This is a genomic window from Devosia naphthalenivorans, from assembly GCF_003056355.1.
In the GTDB taxonomy this organism is placed as follows: Bacteria; Pseudomonadota; Alphaproteobacteria; order Rhizobiales; family Devosiaceae; genus Devosia; species Devosia naphthalenivorans.
In genome coordinates this window covers 81,939-98,137 of sequence record NZ_PYVW01000004.1, presented here as the reverse complement: position 1 = coordinate 98,137, position 16,199 = coordinate 81,939, and the positions used below count along the sequence as shown (strand labels likewise).

The following is a 16,199-nucleotide window of genomic DNA, read 5'->3' as shown; positions in this document are numbered from 1 at the left end:
CTTTGCGAATTTGAAAAATGGATCTGGATTGGGACGATCTTCGCCTCTTTTTAAGCGTGGCTCGCCTGGGCGGGCTGAGCGCCGCGACGCAAAGCACCGGGCTGAGCGCCGCAACACTGGGACGACGCATAGCCTCGTTGGAGAAGAAGCTCGGCAAGCCGCTGTTTCACCGCAGTCAGACCGGTTATCGCCTTACCGAAGCTGGCGAGAGCCTGCTGAGCCGCGCCCAGGATGTGGACGCGGCCATGCTCTCGCTGAAGCGGTGGCATGAGGGAACGCTGGGCGACCGCATGGTGCGCCTGTCGGCGGGGTCATGGACCTCCGCCTTTGTCGCCCGTCATATCGGCGCGATCTGGAGCGTTGAAGACGGCTTTGGAATTGAGTTGGTGACGGCGAACCAGAAGATCGACATTGGCCGCCGCCATGCCGATTTGGGAATTCGCAATCAGAGGCCGACCGAGCAATGGCTGGCGGGCCGGCTCATCGGCTCGGTGGCCTTCGCCATCTATTCCGGACGCGATCTCATCAACGGCATCAAGGCTGGCTATTTCGTAGGCGTGGCAGGGGAGGCGGGCCAAACGCCTTCGTCCCGGTGGATTGAGGCACGGCACGGCGATCGCATAGCCGTGCGCGGCAATGATGCCATGAGCGTGCGCGAGCTCGTCGCCAATGGAGCGGGATTGTCAGTCTTTCCATGCTTCGTCGGGGACAGCGATCCCCGGCTGGTGCGGGTTGCCCCGCCCATTGCCGAATTGAAAACCGAGCAATGGCTGGTGAGCCATCACGAAGAACGTCACGAGCCTGCCGTACGGACTGTGTCGAACCGCATTGTTGCGTTGATGCGGGGGCATGGTCCTCTGTTTCGCGGCGAGGCCGCCCATCGGGAAAAGCCGGCGCGAGACACTGAATGACCCGCGCCGCTACAACTAGGCTTCCTGGATGGCCGACAGCTTCCATTCACCGCCGCGTTCTCGCACGAAGGTCCAAAGCTCGGTGGTTTCACTGGCCTCGTCCGGATCGCCGCTCACGACCGCGCCGGTGCTGCGATCGCGGGTAACGTCCAGCGAGGAATAGCGCATCGCCGCCGTCGCATAGTCCTTGTTGCCCTCGCGCCAGCTTTCGCTGATATCGCCCTGCAGCAGCGTGACATCGGAAACCTCGTTCTTGAGGCCCTTGGAGGCGTTCTCGCCCAGTTCTTCGGAAAGATAGGACATCATCTCCGGCGTCGTGATGCGGCGCAGTGCCTGGTAGTCTTCGCGTCCATAGGCGGCCTGCAGTTCCCTCAACATCGCTTCGAAGCTATCGAGGTCGGCTTGCGTGGTGCCGATCTCGTCGGGGCTGCTCGGCCGCGTCGGGGATCCATAGCCTGAGCCCTGCCTGGAGCGGGGTGCCGTGGCCTCACGGGTAAAACTATAACCGGAGCCACCGACGGATGGGCCACCTGCTGTCGCGGGCGCGGAACGGCGGGCCATGATGCCCATGACCAGCCGGATGACGAGGAAGATCAAGCCGAGTTGCACGATCAGCCCGAACAGCCCGGCCATGCCGCCAAGTCCACCTCCGAACAGCATGCCCAGCAGGCCACCCAGCAACAGGCCGCGCATCAGTGATCCGCCAAAGCCGTTGAAGAACGAATTCTGCCGTGGCGTAGCGGCGCCGGCTCGCTGGTTCGTGTTGGTCTGCTGCGACGGTGTCATGGTGCGTTGTACGGGCGCGGTCACGGTCGGCGAGGTCGGTGTCGCCGGAGCCATTTGCTGGGTGCGCATGCCACGGCTGCCAAAGCTGCCGCCGCGACGTGCTTCGGCCTGATCCACCGTCACCATCGACATGGACATCAAGACAACGGCAAACAAACTGGCTAGGCGAAAGCCTTTCGAGGCGAACATGGGCAACTTCCTTACGATCTGACCGACGCCCCGAATATGGGAACAGGCCGTCGGCATTTTTAGGGGGCTCTACATCGGATCGACGAGACCGCGCCTCGAGCGTTCGTCTTCTTCGCGTTGCCGCAGGCTTTTGGCAAGGGCAAGATGCCAGTAATGCTTCTCGCTATCCTGCGGACGCCCGTCACGCTCCCACAGATCATACGCGTTCTCGCGCACGATCTGCTCGAAGTCTGGATCACCAAAATGGGCGTGGATGGGTAGCATGGTTGCCTTGGGACTGCCCTTAACGGATCACAGGGGAATGGCGCTGGGTCAGCAGTGGGATAATGATTTCGGCCACGCCTACGACGACGTGCGGGAGCCAGACCCTTTCCGAAAAGCCGAACAGCCACGGCGATGCTGCAAGCAACAGTCCGCTCGCCACATCGAGCCCCAGATGTACGGGCATCGGGATTATCTTGGCAGCGCTGAGCTCATATTTGGTGAGAAGGCTGTAAACCAGTGCGGACAAGCCCAGAATGATCGGAACCCACTGCGCCGCTGTGCCATCAGCGAAGCCAAACAGAAATGGCGCAGCAATCAGCAACAACCCTACAATGTAGTCGATGATGCCATGTACGCGGGTGGGGATCATGATGTTCTCCTGGTGAACAGATACGGTTATGTTTCCGTCCAATTCTGGCCAGCCATCGATTGTTCCGCGCTTGTCCTATGAGAGCCCGACCCCATTTGCGGTAACCTGTGACAGCCCCGATCTCCTGAAGGAACGAGGCTACCCGGCGCGGGTTTCGGCATGAGGCAGCGGCGACCGTGTCGCTGGCCGACGCGGGAGGCAAGTCATGGCCGATCTGAACGAGGAAGAAGTCAAGCAACGGGCATATCAATTGTGGGGACAGGAAGGATGCCCCGAGGGGCGCGAATTCCAGAACTACATGGATGCCGTGGCACAGATGATGGCGGAACAAGAAGGTGGCGGGACGATGCGGGCTGACGGCGGCATTTCCAGCGGTCTTCATCCCGGTGGTGTCGCGCCTGCCGGTGGTGCGTCTTTCGTCGGCAGCATGGGGACGGGCGGAGCCGCCAGCGGCCCCACCGGCACTAGAAACAAGCGCTCCTCTGCCCGCTAGAATGCTCAGATACTGCCGGCGCCGTCTTTGGCGCCGGTGAGTTTCGTCCGCTCCACTTTAGTCGTCAGATTCGATGCGGGTCTTGTCGTCGCCGTCCGCACCTGGTTCCTCATTGCCGCGCTGGGTATGGGGCACCGTCTTCTTGTTGTCGGTGCTATTGGTGGCTTCTCCAGGAGTGGCGCCCCAGTTCGTGCCGGGCGTCTGCCCTCCACCGCTCACATTTTTGAGTTGTTCTTGCTGGCGATCGGTCTTGCTCATCTGGCTCTCCTCGGTTGGAGCCGGATAACCTTTCCTTCCGGGATGGGTTCCGGGGGTAACCTGGGCGAGTGCCTGCAACTCAATCACCATGGCGTGCATTTAACACCATGCTGAACAACTCATTTCGAATGACCCGATAATGACCTTGGCCTATCGAGTAGTGGACTTGCGCGTGGATTCAAACACGCCGGGGGACGTGATCATAGAGGGTGCCCGAACGCCCGAAGACGCCGCCCGCGAGGCCTTGGGCCTCAAACTCATCAGGAGCGGTAGCAAGCGAGACCTGGCGGCGCGGGTTTATTGGCAGCACAGCGGCCAGCCTCTGAACATGGTGCGCCTTTATACCAAGGTGACTGACCGCTAGCCGCATTGGGTCGGCTTCATCCCAACATAGGTTAACCCGCGCTTTGCATTGAACCCGACGGTCAAACCACAATTGGAGCTGGACCAATGATACGCGACGGTCTCCCCTCGGGCGAGGGCACATCCAAAGGCAATGACGTTGCCGATCCCCATCCGGCCACCGAAGAAGAATACGACAAGATCCCTCATCCGGGAGGGAGGCACCCACCCGATGCCCATGAGGTCGTCCCCAACAGCTACGCGCATGACGGCAAGTCGCCGCCACGCGCCCGTAGCAAGGGCTCCATGCCCAAATGACCGCTATCACGCTCGATGACTGATGTATGCTGAGCTGCCGCTCAGCGCTTCTTGCGGTTCAGCCAGTGCATTGTAAGAGCGGCGGGCGCGGCCAGCAGCCATGATCCGGCCGAAAAACGCTTGCGCTCCCGAGTATCGGAAGCGTGTTCCCAAGCCTGCTGTTCCATCTTGTCCCGATCTGGCGGCCAGACACGGCCGACATTGTCAGCCATGTGGGCACCCCGTTCACCAAGGGGCAGTTCTGCCCCGGTTGTGCTGTCCTCAGCTGTTTGGTGCTCGATCTCGGAGTTTATTTCCGCGCCCAGAATCACCAGGGTCGTTGATATCCAGAGCCAGGTCATCAGGCCGATCATGGCGCTGAGAGAGCCGTAAGTGGCGTCATTGTTGCTGAAATTGCTGACATACCAGGAGAAGGTCACCGAGATCAGCCCGAGCGCTACCACTGCGAATGCCGCGCCCGGCGTAATCCACCGCCACTTGGCCTGTTCACGGCTTGCGCCCCAACGGTAGAGCGCCGCTATGCTGAGCGAGATCACCGCCAGCATCGCCGCGTAGCTTGCAACTCGCACCGTCCACTCTAGCCCATGCCCGCCCGGAAGCAGGGTAAGCAGCGCCGGCATGACCAGCACCACGCTCAGGACCAGCACCGCTGCAATGGCGCCACCCAGCGTAAACAGCAGGGCAAGGCCATTGAACACCAGAAAGGAGCGTTGCTCCTTCTCGTGATAGGCCACGTTCATCGCCTCGAACATCGCCTTGATCCCCGCGCTGGCGCTCCACAGGGCGATCGCAACGGAAAATATCAGCGTGAGGCCAAGCTTCTCGGAACTCTCCGCTGTCAGACGAGTCAATTGATCCCGCAGGATTTCGAGGGCACCTGCGGGCACCAGGCCTGCGAGCAACTGGACCTGATCCAACACGCTTCCGCGGTCGTTGAACAGGCCGTAGATGGAGACGAATGCCGATAGGGTGGGGACGAGGGCCAGCAGGATGTAAAATGTCACTCCTGCAGCTGTCAGCAGAATGTGGTCTTCCCCGATGGCTCGGTAGAGACGCCAGAGAATGTCCTTCCAGCCCCGCTGCGGGATTTCGGTGGGCGCTTCCGCATCCCGCCCGCGGTTCTGCTGGCGTGCATAGATCTGGTTGGTATCGGTACTCATCCCTGGCGCGCCCCAAAAAAACGGGAGGCAACAGCCTCCCGTCAGCTACAGCTCTTTAGTAGGTAGAACTCGGCGAGGGCCCGCCGGTCGAACCCGAGTTAGTCGCGCCTTCCTTGGCCTGCTGGTAGAGATCGCCCACCTTGCCGGTCGCCGTTTCATATGCCTCAGTGGTCTTCTGCTTGCCTTGCTCGTAAAGCTCAGCAGCCTGTTCGCCGGCCATCCCCTTCACGGCGTCGGAAGCTTCACCCAGCAACGAGTCTTCCTGCTCGGTATGTGGCAGGGCCGAACCCAGTGCCGCACCCAGGGCGAAAGCCAGTGCACCACCAACCAGGGGTTGGTCGCGGAACTGCGTCATCACCGTCTCGTTGAGGCTGCCCAACTGGTGCTGCATCGCAGCGCCGGCCTTGCCAGCCTGATGCCGCCCACCACTGGCGCCGCGGCTGACCGTATCGCGGGCATCGTGCATTTTCTGACGGGCCATTTTCCAGGTGTGGGATGCCCAATTGCTCGCTTCGTCCAGCAGATTGCCGGCCTCGTCCCGGATCTGTTCGATGCGGCCACCCGCAGCATCGCTGAACCCGCGGAACCGGTTGCCCGCATCGTCCATGAAGTGGCCGGCACGGCGGCCCTGCGCGTCAGTCGCAGCGCGGAATTTCTTGCCAGCGTCATCCACGAAGTGGCTGAAGCGATTGCCGCTTTCATCCGTCGAGTAGCCGGTGCGCCGGATCGAGCCGGACACCGAGGTCACCGGATATTCCACGTCGTCATATTCATAATCGTCGGAAAAGTCGTAGTCGTCACCAGCGCCGCCGGTATAGCCGCGATTGGCGTTGATCGTCTCATCCCAATCACGGTCGGAATACTTCCTCGATGATGTAGAGTCTGTGCTCGCTGGTTTGGCCATGAGCCAGGCAATGCTCACGCCCAATAGCGCTACCGGCAGCGGATTAGCCATCACATTGCGCTGTAGGCTGGACAGGAACTCGCCGCCGCCTCCCTTGGTATAGGCCAGCATTTCATCCACCAGCTGCCCGGGGGACAGCTTCTGCTGAATTTGATCGATGGTGTCTTCCACCCTGGTGCGCTGCAGCTCTATCTCGCGCTGGAGTTCGGCTGCGCTCTTCGTATCGGAATCATAAGCCATTAGAGCCTCTCCTTGACGATATCGGCATCGCGGCTGAGCGATGCAGTTGTGCGGTTTAGATTGAGATTGCTTGCCTTAAGGGCGCTCATGCCCCGGTTGAAGAATATCCAGGCAATGATGCCCACCACGACAGTGACAATGCCTGCCGCGATGGCGTTGGACATTGCCGGGTCCATGCCCTGGTTGACGAAGAAGGAGGCTAGCAGGGATACAATGGCGCTCAGCAGCACACCAAGCGCGCCCAGGCCCAATACGGCCCCGATCACGAGCGAAATGACGCCGCCCAGCGTCTGCGAGAATTTCTCGGACGCTTCTGCCTTGGCAAGCTGGATTTCCTTGCGGAACAGGTTGGAAATGTCGCTGGCGAGCCCTCCCAGCAGTTCCGCAAGTGGGCGGCCCTCGTTAACTTGAGACATCGTTATTCCCCCGATTGATTTGAACTACCGCCGATGCCCGGCGAGGAACTCGCGCCGTAATTGCGGGACGAACTGGAACTCGAGCTATCCGAATAGCTGGAGTTTCCTCCAACGGATGAGCCGGAGCCGTAACCGGTCGATGCGCTCGAACCGGCGCCGCTGGCGGAACCCGAAGTGTATCCCGTCGATGAACCAGCACCGTACGCCGTGCTATTGCCGGTGTAGTTGTTGGACTGATTGCCGGAGTACTGACCGTCTATCGATTGTGCCTTGTCGCGACGGTGGGCCGACGCAAGGGCAAAGCGGCTGGCGACGAACCCGGCCAGGGCAGCGGCGCCAAGGAACGCAAGTGGCTGGCTGCGGCCAAAATTCTGGGCCATGCCCATCAGGTCATCGACATTCTTGTTCTGGACTGTACCACCGAACTTGGAGAGACCGGAGGCGAGGTCCCTTGCATAGCGGGCGACCATCTGCTGGTCACCGCCGTCGAGTTCGTCGGCAACCTTGTTGATCGCCGAAGCAACGCCGCTGATCTGGCCGGCGGCAAGATCCTTCTGCTCGGACGCGAAGGTCTTTGCCTTGTCCGTGGCATCGTGAATCTGCTCGCCCGCCTGGTGTTTCAGGCTGGCAACTTCGTCGGCGGCCTTCTGTGCCACAGCGTCGAGATCGCGCCTTGCGGTCTCGGTGGCGCTACCCAGATCGTGCTTGGCGCGGTCTTGGATTGGTGAGGGGGAGCCTGGCATATTCGTCGAGTCATCGGTGCTCATCTGGAATTTCCTCCGAGGCGGTTGCAAGTTGCGGGCCCAACGGCCATGCATGGCCGTAAGTTCCGCAGAATTCGCAAGGGTGACAAAGGTTTACTGCCGGCATGCAGCGGTGGCTGCCCTGCCGGCGTTCGCGGGCAGGGACAGTCGCATTTTGGCTCTATCAACGGACGGAAAGGCGCATTGTTCCGACAGCATGCTGCGGTTTTGCTGCGAGCTTACTCTGCGGCTTGCAGCCGGAATGCTTCGATGATGCTCCGGATTTCGGGGCGGCAGGAACCGCAATTGCTTCCGGCTTTCGTGCAGGCGCCGACGGCCTCCACACTGGTGCAGCCCTGATCAGTGACAGCAGCGGCGATGGTGTTGCTGCCAACCGAGAAACAGGCGCAGACGATGGGGCCACCATCGGGCATGTCGGTGCCGGGTCTGCCGGCCAGCACCACGGGTCCGCTCACCCCTTCGGCCGACAGCAGATCGGCCGCCCATTGGCGCGAGACCAGTACTGGATCGGGCGAGAGATAGAGCGCGAAGATCAGCCGGCCATCTTCGATCAGCGCCATGCTGCGGCGGCCGGAATGGCGATCGTGCAGGGTGACCAGATTGGCGGTCTCGGGCAATTGAAACACGACGCGAATCCAGGCCAGCCATTCGGCGGGCTCGCGTGCCAAAGCGATTTCGCCCCGCACGCCGCCAGCCGCTTCCGCGATGGCCCAATAGTCGATGCCAGTCAGGATCGGCCGGGAGCGCGCGACGAAAAAACCATAGATGGTGGTTTGAAACGGCTCGGCATGCGCCTGCGCCATCTTGAGGGCGGGCTGGTGCGAGACCGGGTCCACCTTGGCCGGGACCAGGGCGTCGATGCGCGCATTGGAGGCGAACTGGTCCGTCCAGTGCATCGGAACGAACAGGTGACCGCGCCTTTGCCGGTCCGTCACCAGGGCGCGCAGCACGGCGCTGCCATGCCGGTTGCCGATGCGGACCAGGCTCGCCCGGCGGATATTGAGGGCGGCGGCATCAGCCGGATGAATTTCCACGAACGGCTCGGCATAATGGGCGGAAAGGCGTGCCGCTTTGCCGGTGCGGGTCATGGTGTGCCAGTGATCGCGCACCCGGCCGGTATTGAGGATGAACTGCCCCGGTGCCGGCGCGAAGGGCGGCGGTGGCAGGACCGGAATAAAGCGGGCCTTGCCATCGGGCGTAAAGAACCGGCCATCCGCGAACAGGCGCGCGGTCGGTTTCGTCCTTATTGGCCACTGCACCGGGTGCAAGGCCTCATACTCGGCGTCGATGAGCCCGGTGAGGTCAAAATCCCGGGTGCCATTGTTCTCGAAACTCGACAGCGCCGCGTGCTCGGCAAAGATCTCGTCAGGGCCGGCAAAGTCGAACGCTGCGCCAAAGCCCATGCGCTTGGCCACTTGCGTGATGATCCACCAATCGGGCCTTGCCTCTCCCGGCAGGGGCAGGAACGGCCGCTGGCGGGAAATCCGCCGCTCCGAATTGGTGACGGTCCCGTTCTTTTCGCCCCATCCGGCTGCCGGCAGGCGGACATGGGCATGGATGCCGGTGTCGGTTTCTGCCGACATGTCGGAGATGACAACGAAGGGACAGGAGGCGAGTGCGGTTCGCACCAAATCGGCTTCGGGCATGGAATCCACCGGATTGGTGGCCATGATCCAGACCGCCTTGATCTCGCCGCGCGCCATGGCGGCAAAGAGGTCTACCGCCTTGAGCCCCGGCGCGCACGCCACCCGGTCGCTGCCCCAGAAGCGTCCGACGCGCTCGACTGCTTCAGGGATAAAATCCATGTGCGCGGCCAGCATATTGGCCAGCCCGCCCACTTCGCGGCCGCCCATGGCATTGGGTTGCCCGGTGACCGAGAACGGCCCCATGCCCGGCCGGCCGATGCGGCCGGTCAGCAAATGGCAATTGATGATGGCATTGACCTTGTCGGTGCCCGAGGCGGACTGGTTCACGCCCTGGGAAAAGACGGTGACGGTCTTCTCGGTTTTGGCGAACCATTCAAAGAACAGCCCGATGGCGTGTTCCGGTACGCCTGTTGCCTCGGCAATTCGGGCGATTGGCCAATCCTCGGCAACCAGCATGGCGGCATCGAGCCCACTGGTGTGGTCGCTGACGAATTGGGGTGCGATTGCGCCGTTCTGCGCCAGATGCGCCAGCAACCCAACGAACAACGCGCTATCGCCATCGGACTGCACCTGCAGATGCAGGTCGGCGATGTCGGCAGTCGTCGTGCGGCGCGGATCGATCAGGACCACGCGCATGCCGGGCCGTTCCGCCTTGGCCCTGGCGATGCGCTGATAGAGCACGGGATGGCACCAGCCCAGATTGGAGCCGACCAGCACGATCAGGTCAGCCAGTTCCAGGTCTTCGTAATTGCCCGGCACGGTATCGGAGCCAAAGGCGCGCTTGTGGCCTGCAACCGAGGAGGCCATGCAGAGGCGCGAATTGGTGTCCATGTTGCCCGAGCCGATGAAGCCCTTCATCAGCTTGTTGGCGACATAATAATCCTCGGTCAGCAACTGGCCTGAGCCGTAGAAGGCGACGGAATCCGGCCCATGCTCGGCGATGGTCCGGCTGAATGTGTCGGCAACCAGGTTCAGCGCCTCGTCCCAAGCGGCGCGTTTGCCGTTGATTTCGGGGTGGAGCAGCCGTCCGGTGAGCGACAGTGTTTCCCCCAGTGCGGAGCCCTTCGAGCAGAGGCGGCCGAAATTGGCGGGGTGGTCCGGATCGCCGGCGATGGCGGTGGTGCCGTCGGGGTTGGGCGTGGCGAGGACGCCGCAGCCGACGCCGCAATAGGGGCAGGTGGTGCGGGTGGTGGTCATGTGGGGGACTGAGGTGTGCTGATGGATGGGGGAGGGGCTGAGATCGCACCCCTCACCCCAGCCCTCTCCCCTGAGGGGCGAGGGGGCTCGTCCGGTGCAGGGGAGAGCATTGCGCTGGCCACTATTTACTCCGCTGCCACTGCGACGACGTCAGCCGCCATGAAGATGCGGCCGTCGACCACGTCGATGGGATAGGTCCGGACCTCGCCCTCATCGGCGCCCAGGGCCTTGCCGGTTGCGAGGTCAAAGACCCAGTTGTGCAGCGGGCAGGTGACCGATGCGCCGTGCACGATGCCTTCGCTCAGTGGTCCATGCTTGTGCGGGCAGCGGTTCTCGATGGCAAAGACCTGGTCCTCCTGGGTGCGGAACACCGCGATCTTGCCATTGGGTGTCGTCACGCAACGGGCGCCGCGCCGGGGAATGGCTGCAACAGTGCCGATTTCGATCCATTCGGTCATGGCCATCACTCCGCTGCAACCGGCAGGCCGAATTCGGCCAGGGCGGCAAATTCATGGGCGTCCTTGCCATTGACGCGCTCTTCCCACGGGTCGACCTGGGCGAAGCGCTGCGAATAGACGAAGCGGTCGTAATAGGCGCGGCGCTTGTCTTTGTCGGTCACCACATTGGCCAGGATCGATGGCGTGCCGACGCGCTTGGCCCATTTGTAGATGCGCTCGAGATAGCGGCCCTGCTCGCGGTAAAGCTGGGTCAGGGCCACAATGATCTCCAGTGCCTCATCCTCGCTATCGGCGTGGCACAAAAGCTCGGTGCCCTTGATGTCGAGCCCCGCGGCACCGGCGAAATGGACGTCGTAGCCGGAATCCACGCAGATGACGCCGATGTCCTTGCAGGTGGCTTCGGCGCAATTGCGCGGGCAACCCGAAACGGCCAGTTTCAGCTTGGCCGGCGTCCAGGCTCCCCACATGAACTTCTCAATGCGGATGCCCAGCCCCGTGGAATCCTGCGTGCCGAAGCGGCACCAGTCCGAGCCGACGCAGGTCTTGACCGTGCGCAGGCCCTTGGCGTAGGCGGCGCCCGAAACCATGCCGGCGGCATTGAGGTCTGCCCAGACGCCGGGAAGATCTTCCTTTTTCACGCCCAACAGGTCTATGCGCTGCCCACCGGTCACCTTGACGGCGGGGATGGCGAACTTGTCGGCCACATCGGCGATGGCGCGCAATTCCTTGGGGCTGGTCATGCCGCCCCACATGCGCGGCACCACCGAATAGGTGCCGTCCTTCTGGATATTGGCGTGCACGCGCTCGTTGATGAAGCGGGACTGCCCATCGTCCTCGTATTCACCCGGCCAGTCGGCGACCAGATAATAGTTCAGCGCCGGCCGGCACTTGGCGCAGCCGCACGAGGTCTTCCACTCCAGCTCCTGCATCACTTCCGGAATGGATTTCAGCGACTTGGCGATGATGAGCCGGCGCACATCGTCGTGCCCATATTCGGTGCACGGACACATCGGCTGCACGGCAGCGGGGTTGTAGGCATCCCCCAGCGTTGCATGCAGCAATTGTTCGACGAGGCCCGTGCACGATCCGCACGAGGCCGAAGCCTTGGTGTGAGCCCGGACGCCATCCAGCGTCGTCAGGCCCTTGCCGGTGATTGCCACAGTGATCTTACCTTTGCACACGCCGTTACAGCCACAGATCTCTGCCTCATCCGGCAAGGCTGCAACGGCCGCCATAGGGTCCAGGGGGGTGCCCCCCTGATAGGCCTGGCCGAAGATCAGGGTATCGCGCATCTCCCGCGTGTCGGTCTGGTTCTTGAGCATGTCGAAGAACCAGGGGCCGTCCGCAGTATCGCCATACAGCACCGCGCCGATGATCTGGTCGTCGCGCAGGATCAGGCGCTTGTAGACGCCGGCTGTCGCGTCGCGCAGCACGATCTCCTCGCGATCTTCGCCCTCGGCGAAATCACCCACCGAATACAGATCGATGCCGGTGACCTTGAGCCGGGTGGCCGTGAATTGCGGCATGAACGCCGTCGCGTGATCGCCGGACAGATGCGCCGCCACCACATTGGCCTGTTGGTACAGCGGCGCGACCAGCCCGTAGCAGGTGCCGCCGACCTCGGCGCATTCACCCAAGGCGTAAATAGTGGGGTCCGAACTCTGCATCTGGTCGTTGACGACAATGCCGCGGTTGACCGCCAGCCCCGCCTCCTTGCCCAATCCGGCATTGGGGCGAATACCAACGGCCATGACGACGAGGTCCGCCTTGATGCGCCGGTCATCGTCCAGCAGCACGGCCTCGACCCGTTTGTCGCCGACGATCTCCTTGGTATTGGCCTTGGTGATGACTTCGATGCCGCGCCGCTCCAGCTCGCGCTGCAGCAGATAGCCTGCTGCCGGGTCGAGCTGGCGCTCCATCAGCGTCGGGGAAATATGGAGCACCGTAACGCTCATGCCCTGGTTGATGAGCCCGGCCGCCGCCTCCAGCCCCAGCAGCCCGCCGCCGATCACCACGGCATGGCCGCGTGATTTGGCGGCCAGCATCATGGCGTGAACGTCGTCCAGGTCACGATAACTCAGCACGCCCGGCAGCTTGTGGCCCGGCACGGGGATGATGAACGGCACCGATCCGGTGGCGATGATCAGCTTGTCGTATTCGGCCGTCGCACCCTGTTCGGAGCGCACGATGCGGTTCTCGCGGTCGATCTCGACGATCCGGTGCCCTTTGTAGAGCATGATATCGTGTTCGATGTACCAGTGGTCGCCATGGATGATGATGTCCTCGAAGGACTTTTCACCCGAGAGCACCGGCGAGAGCATGATGCGGTCATAGTTGACGCGCGGTTCGGCATTGAAAATGGTGACGCTGTAGCGGCCCGGATCGGTCTCGAAGAGTTTTTCGAGAGCCCGGCCCGGCGCCATTCCATTGCCGATGATGACGAGTTTTTCGGTCATGGCGGTCTCCTCAGGCGGCTTCAACAAAACGGTGGCGTTCGTAGAGGAATTTGAGCACCGCCTCGCGGCAGCGCAGATAGGTGCGATCGCCCGCCAGCTCGATGCGGCTGCGCGGCCGCTCCAGCGGCACGTCAAGAATTTCCCCGATGCGGGCGGCCGGACCATTGGTCATCATCACGATGCGGTCGGAGAGCAGCACGGCCTCGTCGACATCGTGGGTGATCATGATCATGGTCGAGCCGAGGCGCTTCTGGATGTCCATCACGGCATCCTGCAAATGGGCGCGGGTGAGCGCGTCGAGCGCGCCGAAGGGTTCGTCGAGCAAGAGGATCTTGGGCTGCATGGCCAGGGCCCGGGCAATGCCGACGCGCTGCTTCATGCCGCCGGAAATCTCGGTGGGCCGCTTGTCGCTGGCGTGGCTCATCTGCACGAGATCGAGATTGTGCATGATCCAGTCGTGCCGTTCGGTGCGCGACTTGGTCTTGCCGAACACCTTGCTGACGGCGAGGTTGACGTTTTCGTAGACCGTCAGCCAGGGCAGCAGCGAATGGTTCTGGAACACCACGGCGCGTTCGGGGCCGGGGCCATTGACCTCGCGTCCCTCGAGCTGGATGCCGCCCGAGGACACTTCGGTCAGGCCCGCGATGAGGTTGAGGAGGGTCGATTTCCCGCAGCCCGAATGCCCGATGATGGACAGCACTTCGCCCTGCGCGATGTCGATCGAGACATCCTTGAGGACTTCGGAGCGCTGTCCGCCGCGGTCGAAGTGCTTGTCGACGTTTTCGATGCGAAGATAGGTCATGGCCATGCCCTCAATTCGCGGCGGTGCCGCGGGTGACGAAGGCGCCGATGGCCGTAACCAGGCGGTCGAGCATGAAGCCGACCACCCCGATATAGACCAGCGCCACGATGATGTCGGAGAGGCGCGAGCTGTTCCACGCGTCCCAGATGAAGAAGCCGATGCCCACGCCGCCGGTCAGCATTTCGGCGGCAACGATGGCGAGCCAGGAGAGGCCCACCCCGATCTTGAGGCCGGTGAAAATGTAGGGCGCGGCCGCCGGGATCATGATCCGGGCAAAGAACTCGGCGGGATTGAGCTGTAGGATCTGCGCGACATTGCGATAGTCCTGCGGGATGTTGCGCACGCCCACGGCGGTGTTGATGATGACGGGCCAGACCGAGGTGATGAAGATCACGAAGATGGCCGAAGGCGCCGAGTCCATGAAGGCCGCCAGCGACAGCGGCAGCCAGGCCAGCGGAGGCACCGTGCGCAGGATCTGGAAGATCGGGTCGAGCCCGCGCATAGCCCAGATCGATTGGCCGATAACGGCGCCGATGGCGACGCCGACGACGGCCGCAATGCCGAAGCCGATGGCGACGCGCTGCAGCGATGTGAGGACGCGAAGGCCCAGCCCGATATCGCCCTGGCCATAATCGAAGAACGGATTGAGGATCAGCTCGCCCGCATCGGTCCACACCTGGGTGGGGGCGGGCAGGGTGGCGCCGGGGGACGAGCAGAGGATCTGCCAGACAATCAGGATCAGCGCGATCACCACCAGTGGCGGCACCACATTGGCGGCGATGCGTGCGGCGGTCTTGCCGAGCGAGCGGGGTGGTTTTGCAGTGCTGGGGAAGCTGACGACGGCAGCGGGGGCGCTGGGCTCCGGCAGGGCTGCGGTGGGCAGGCGTTGCACAGTGGCGGACATGGTATTTTCCTCCGGGCGATCAGGCCATCGCCTTGATGGCAAGGCTGTCGAGATAGGCTTGTGGGTCCGCGGGATCGAAGATCTTGCCGTCGAAGAAGGTCTCGACGCCGCGCGAGGTGCCTTCGGGAATATCGGCTGCCGCGACGCCCAGGGCCGCGGCGGCGGCGCGCCAGATGTCCTCGCGGTTCACCTGGTCGATGGCGGCATTGATATCGGTGGTGCCGGGCAGATAGCCCCAGCGGATGTTCTCGGCGAGGAACCAGGCATCGTGGCTCTTGAAGGGGTAGGAGGCGTGGTCGCGCCAGAACTTCATTTCGAGCCCGGTCGCGGTTTCGAGGCGCCCATTGCCGTAGTTGATGTCGCCCTTGAGGCGGCCGGCGACATCGGCGGCGGGGATGTTGAACCAGGGGCGCTTGCCCAGGATCTGGGCGAGTTCTTCCTTGTTGTCGGGCGCATCGGCCCATTGCGCGGCCTCCATCACGGCCATCAGGATCGCCTGCGTGGCGACCGGGTTGGCCTCGATGAAGTCGTTGCGCAGGCCCAGTGCCTTTTCGGGGTGCTGCTTCCAGATTTCGCCAGTGGTGGTGGCGGTGAAACCGACATTCTGGTTGACCAGCTGCTCGTTCCACGGCTCGCCCACGCAGAAGGCGTCCATGGTGCCGACCTTCATGTTGGCGACCATCTGCGGCGGCGGGACGGTGATCAGCGAGACTTCGGTGTTTGGATCGATGCCGCCGGCGGCGAGCCAATAGCGCATCCAGAGATCGTGCGTGCCGCCGGGAAAAGTCATGGCGACATTGACGTCCTGGCCCGCAGCCTTGCGCTCGGCGAAGATGGCCTTGAGCGGGGAGGCATCGAGACCGACACCCGCGTCCTTGTAGACCTGGCTGACCGAAATCGCCTGCGCATCCAGATTGAGCCGCGCGACGATGGACATCGGCACCGGCTTGCCGCCCGTGACCGTTCCCAGGCTCATCAGATAGGGCATGGGCGTCAGGATATGGGCGCCATCGATACCGTTGGCAGCGCCGCCCAGCACGAGATTGTCGCGCGTGGCGCCCCAGGACGCCTGCTTGAGCACTTCCACATCGGGCACGCCATGCTTGGCGAAAAGGCCCTTTTCCAGGGCGATGATGAGGGGCGAGGAATCCGTCAGGGCGATGAAGCCGAGCTTGGCGCCGCTCACTTCGGGGCCCGCGCCCTGCGCGAATGCGCCCGAGGGAAACAGCGCCCTGGCGGCCAGCAACGTGGCCGCCGTCGCCGTTGCACCGCGGAGGAAACTGCGCCGGCTCGTTTGTGCATTCATGGTCCACTTCTCCAT

18 protein-coding genes are annotated in these 16,199 nt (G+C 62.9%); 4 read left to right on the top strand and 14 right to left on the bottom strand.

Annotation, left to right across the window (positions count from 1 at the left end; translation table 11 throughout):
- Positions 1-17: 17 nt before the first annotated feature.
- Positions 18-911: a LysR family transcriptional regulator gene (locus C8264_RS07785; RefSeq protein ID WP_108460415.1), complete on the top strand. Its 894-nt coding sequence runs from the start codon at positions 18-20 to the stop codon at positions 909-911.
- A gap of 15 nt (positions 912-926) precedes the next feature.
- On the opposite strand, the gene C8264_RS07780 is transcribed toward C8264_RS07785, so the two are convergent.
- The 3 genes from C8264_RS07780 to C8264_RS07770 form a co-directional block, all read right to left on the bottom strand.
- Positions 927-1,886: a Tim44 domain-containing protein gene (locus C8264_RS07780; RefSeq protein ID WP_108460414.1), complete on the bottom strand. Its 960-nt coding sequence runs from the start codon at positions 1,884-1,886 to the stop codon at positions 927-929.
- A 69-nt stretch (positions 1,887-1,955) separates the two neighbouring features.
- On the bottom strand, positions 1,956-2,150 hold the full coding sequence (locus C8264_RS07775; protein ID WP_108460413.1) for a DUF2934 domain-containing protein: 195 nt from the start codon (positions 2,148-2,150) through the stop codon (positions 1,956-1,958).
- Positions 2,151-2,169: 19 nt separating this feature from the next.
- On the bottom strand, positions 2,170-2,520 hold the full coding sequence (locus C8264_RS07770) for an SPW repeat domain-containing protein (RefSeq protein ID WP_108460412.1): 351 nt from the start codon (positions 2,518-2,520) through the stop codon (positions 2,170-2,172).
- Between the two features lie 205 nt (positions 2,521-2,725).
- On the opposite strand from C8264_RS07770, the gene C8264_RS07765 reads away from it, so the two are divergent.
- On the top strand, positions 2,726-3,013 hold the full coding sequence (locus C8264_RS07765; protein WP_108460411.1) for a DUF2934 domain-containing protein: 288 nt from the start codon (positions 2,726-2,728) through the stop codon (positions 3,011-3,013).
- Between the two features lie 57 nt (positions 3,014-3,070).
- Here the strand turns inward: C8264_RS07765 and C8264_RS07760 are convergent, their stop codons facing one another.
- Entirely contained in the window at positions 3,071-3,271 is a 201-nt protein-coding gene (locus C8264_RS07760; RefSeq protein ID WP_108460410.1) for a hypothetical protein, read from the bottom strand.
- A 139-nt stretch (positions 3,272-3,410) separates the two neighbouring features.
- On the opposite strand from C8264_RS07760, the gene C8264_RS07755 reads away from it, so the two are divergent.
- Positions 3,411-3,635, top strand: coding sequence for a hypothetical protein (locus C8264_RS07755; RefSeq protein WP_108460409.1), 225 nt, complete (start codon positions 3,411-3,413; stop codon positions 3,633-3,635).
- Positions 3,636-3,721: 86 nt separating this feature from the next.
- Complete coding sequence (locus C8264_RS22080) at positions 3,722-3,931, top strand: hypothetical protein (protein ID WP_162783510.1); 210 nt, start codon at positions 3,722-3,724, stop codon at positions 3,929-3,931.
- 41 nt (positions 3,932-3,972) lie between these two features.
- Here the strand turns inward: C8264_RS22080 and C8264_RS07745 are convergent, their stop codons facing one another.
- The 10 genes from C8264_RS07745 to C8264_RS07700 all read right to left on the bottom strand — a co-directional run bounded on the left by C8264_RS07745 (position 3,973) and on the right by C8264_RS07700 (position 16,184).
- Positions 3,973-5,091, bottom strand: coding sequence for a YihY/virulence factor BrkB family protein (locus C8264_RS07745; protein WP_108460407.1), 1,119 nt, complete (start codon positions 5,089-5,091; stop codon positions 3,973-3,975).
- 55 nt (positions 5,092-5,146) lie between these two features.
- Complete coding sequence (locus C8264_RS07740) at positions 5,147-6,235, bottom strand: DUF3618 domain-containing protein (RefSeq protein ID WP_108460406.1); 1,089 nt, start codon at positions 6,233-6,235, stop codon at positions 5,147-5,149.
- Positions 6,235-6,651: a phage holin family protein gene (locus C8264_RS07735; RefSeq protein ID WP_108460405.1), complete on the bottom strand. Its 417-nt coding sequence runs from the start codon at positions 6,649-6,651 to the stop codon at positions 6,235-6,237. Before C8264_RS07735 ends, C8264_RS07740 begins: the two co-directional genes overlap by 1 nt.
- Before the next feature lie 2 nt (positions 6,652-6,653).
- Positions 6,654-7,418, bottom strand: a complete 765-nt coding sequence (locus tag C8264_RS07730) for a hypothetical protein (RefSeq protein WP_108460404.1) — start codon at positions 7,416-7,418, stop codon at positions 6,654-6,656.
- 215 nt (positions 7,419-7,633) lie between these two features.
- On the bottom strand, positions 7,634-10,258 hold the full coding sequence (locus C8264_RS07725; protein ID WP_108460403.1) for a nitrate reductase: 2,625 nt from the start codon (positions 10,256-10,258) through the stop codon (positions 7,634-7,636).
- A 125-nt stretch (positions 10,259-10,383) separates the two neighbouring features.
- A complete protein-coding gene (gene nirD / locus C8264_RS07720; RefSeq protein ID WP_108460611.1) occupies positions 10,384-10,716 on the bottom strand; it encodes a nitrite reductase small subunit NirD in 333 nt (110 codons plus the stop codon).
- Between the two features lie 5 nt (positions 10,717-10,721).
- Positions 10,722-13,172: a nitrite reductase large subunit NirB gene (gene nirB / locus C8264_RS07715; protein WP_108460402.1), complete on the bottom strand. Its 2,451-nt coding sequence runs from the start codon at positions 13,170-13,172 to the stop codon at positions 10,722-10,724.
- A 10-nt stretch (positions 13,173-13,182) separates the two neighbouring features.
- On the bottom strand, positions 13,183-13,974 hold the full coding sequence (locus C8264_RS07710; RefSeq protein ID WP_108460610.1) for an ABC transporter ATP-binding protein: 792 nt from the start codon (positions 13,972-13,974) through the stop codon (positions 13,183-13,185).
- A gap of 10 nt (positions 13,975-13,984) precedes the next feature.
- Positions 13,985-14,878, bottom strand: a complete 894-nt coding sequence (gene ntrB, locus C8264_RS07705) for a nitrate ABC transporter permease (RefSeq protein ID WP_108460401.1) — start codon at positions 14,876-14,878, stop codon at positions 13,985-13,987.
- A gap of 19 nt (positions 14,879-14,897) precedes the next feature.
- Positions 14,898-16,184: a CmpA/NrtA family ABC transporter substrate-binding protein gene (locus C8264_RS07700; RefSeq protein ID WP_245892982.1), complete on the bottom strand. Its 1,287-nt coding sequence runs from the start codon at positions 16,182-16,184 to the stop codon at positions 14,898-14,900.
- Between the last annotated feature and the right edge of the window lie 15 nt (positions 16,185-16,199).

What these genes read in the sequence shown, in the direction of transcription:
- C8264_RS22080 (WP_162783510.1), top strand. Translation starts at nt 3,722, where the DNA reads ATGATACGCGACGGTCTCCCCTCGGGCGAGGGCACATCCAAAGGCAAT.
- C8264_RS07740 (WP_108460406.1), bottom strand. Translation starts at nt 6,235, where the DNA reads ATGGCTTATGATTCCGATACGAAGAGCGCAGCCGAACTCCAGCGCGAG.
- C8264_RS07710 (WP_108460610.1), bottom strand. Translation starts at nt 13,974, where the DNA reads ATGACCTATCTTCGCATCGAAAACGTCGACAAGCACTTCGACCGCGGC.
- C8264_RS07760 (WP_108460410.1), bottom strand. Translation starts at nt 3,271, where the DNA reads ATGAGCAAGACCGATCGCCAGCAAGAACAACTCAAAAATGTGAGCGGT.
- nirB (WP_108460402.1), bottom strand. Translation starts at nt 13,172, where the DNA reads ATGACCGAAAAACTCGTCATCATCGGCAATGGAATGGCGCCGGGCCGG.
- nirD (WP_108460611.1), bottom strand. Translation starts at nt 10,716, where the DNA reads ATGACCGAATGGATCGAAATCGGCACTGTTGCAGCCATTCCCCGGCGC.
- C8264_RS07770 (WP_108460412.1), bottom strand. Translation starts at nt 2,520, where the DNA reads ATGATCCCCACCCGCGTACATGGCATCATCGACTACATTGTAGGGTTG.
- C8264_RS07765 (WP_108460411.1), top strand. Translation starts at nt 2,726, where the DNA reads ATGGCCGATCTGAACGAGGAAGAAGTCAAGCAACGGGCATATCAATTG.
- C8264_RS07755 (WP_108460409.1), top strand. Translation starts at nt 3,411, where the DNA reads ATGACCTTGGCCTATCGAGTAGTGGACTTGCGCGTGGATTCAAACACG.
- C8264_RS07730 (WP_108460404.1), bottom strand. Translation starts at nt 7,418, where the DNA reads ATGAGCACCGATGACTCGACGAATATGCCAGGCTCCCCCTCACCAATC.
- C8264_RS07735 (WP_108460405.1), bottom strand. Translation starts at nt 6,651, where the DNA reads ATGTCTCAAGTTAACGAGGGCCGCCCACTTGCGGAACTGCTGGGAGGG.
- C8264_RS07700 (WP_245892982.1), bottom strand. Translation starts at nt 16,184, where the DNA reads ATGAATGCACAAACGAGCCGGCGCAGTTTCCTCCGCGGTGCAACGGCG.
- C8264_RS07725 (WP_108460403.1), bottom strand. Translation starts at nt 10,258, where the DNA reads ATGACCACCACCCGCACCACCTGCCCCTATTGCGGCGTCGGCTGCGGC.
- C8264_RS07785 (WP_108460415.1), top strand. Translation starts at nt 18, where the DNA reads ATGGATCTGGATTGGGACGATCTTCGCCTCTTTTTAAGCGTGGCTCGC.
- ntrB (WP_108460401.1), bottom strand. Translation starts at nt 14,878, where the DNA reads ATGTCCGCCACTGTGCAACGCCTGCCCACCGCAGCCCTGCCGGAGCCC.
- C8264_RS07745 (WP_108460407.1), bottom strand. Translation starts at nt 5,091, where the DNA reads ATGAGTACCGATACCAACCAGATCTATGCACGCCAGCAGAACCGCGGG.
- C8264_RS07780 (WP_108460414.1), bottom strand. Translation starts at nt 1,886, where the DNA reads ATGTTCGCCTCGAAAGGCTTTCGCCTAGCCAGTTTGTTTGCCGTTGTC.
- C8264_RS07775 (WP_108460413.1), bottom strand. Translation starts at nt 2,150, where the DNA reads ATGCTACCCATCCACGCCCATTTTGGTGATCCAGACTTCGAGCAGATC.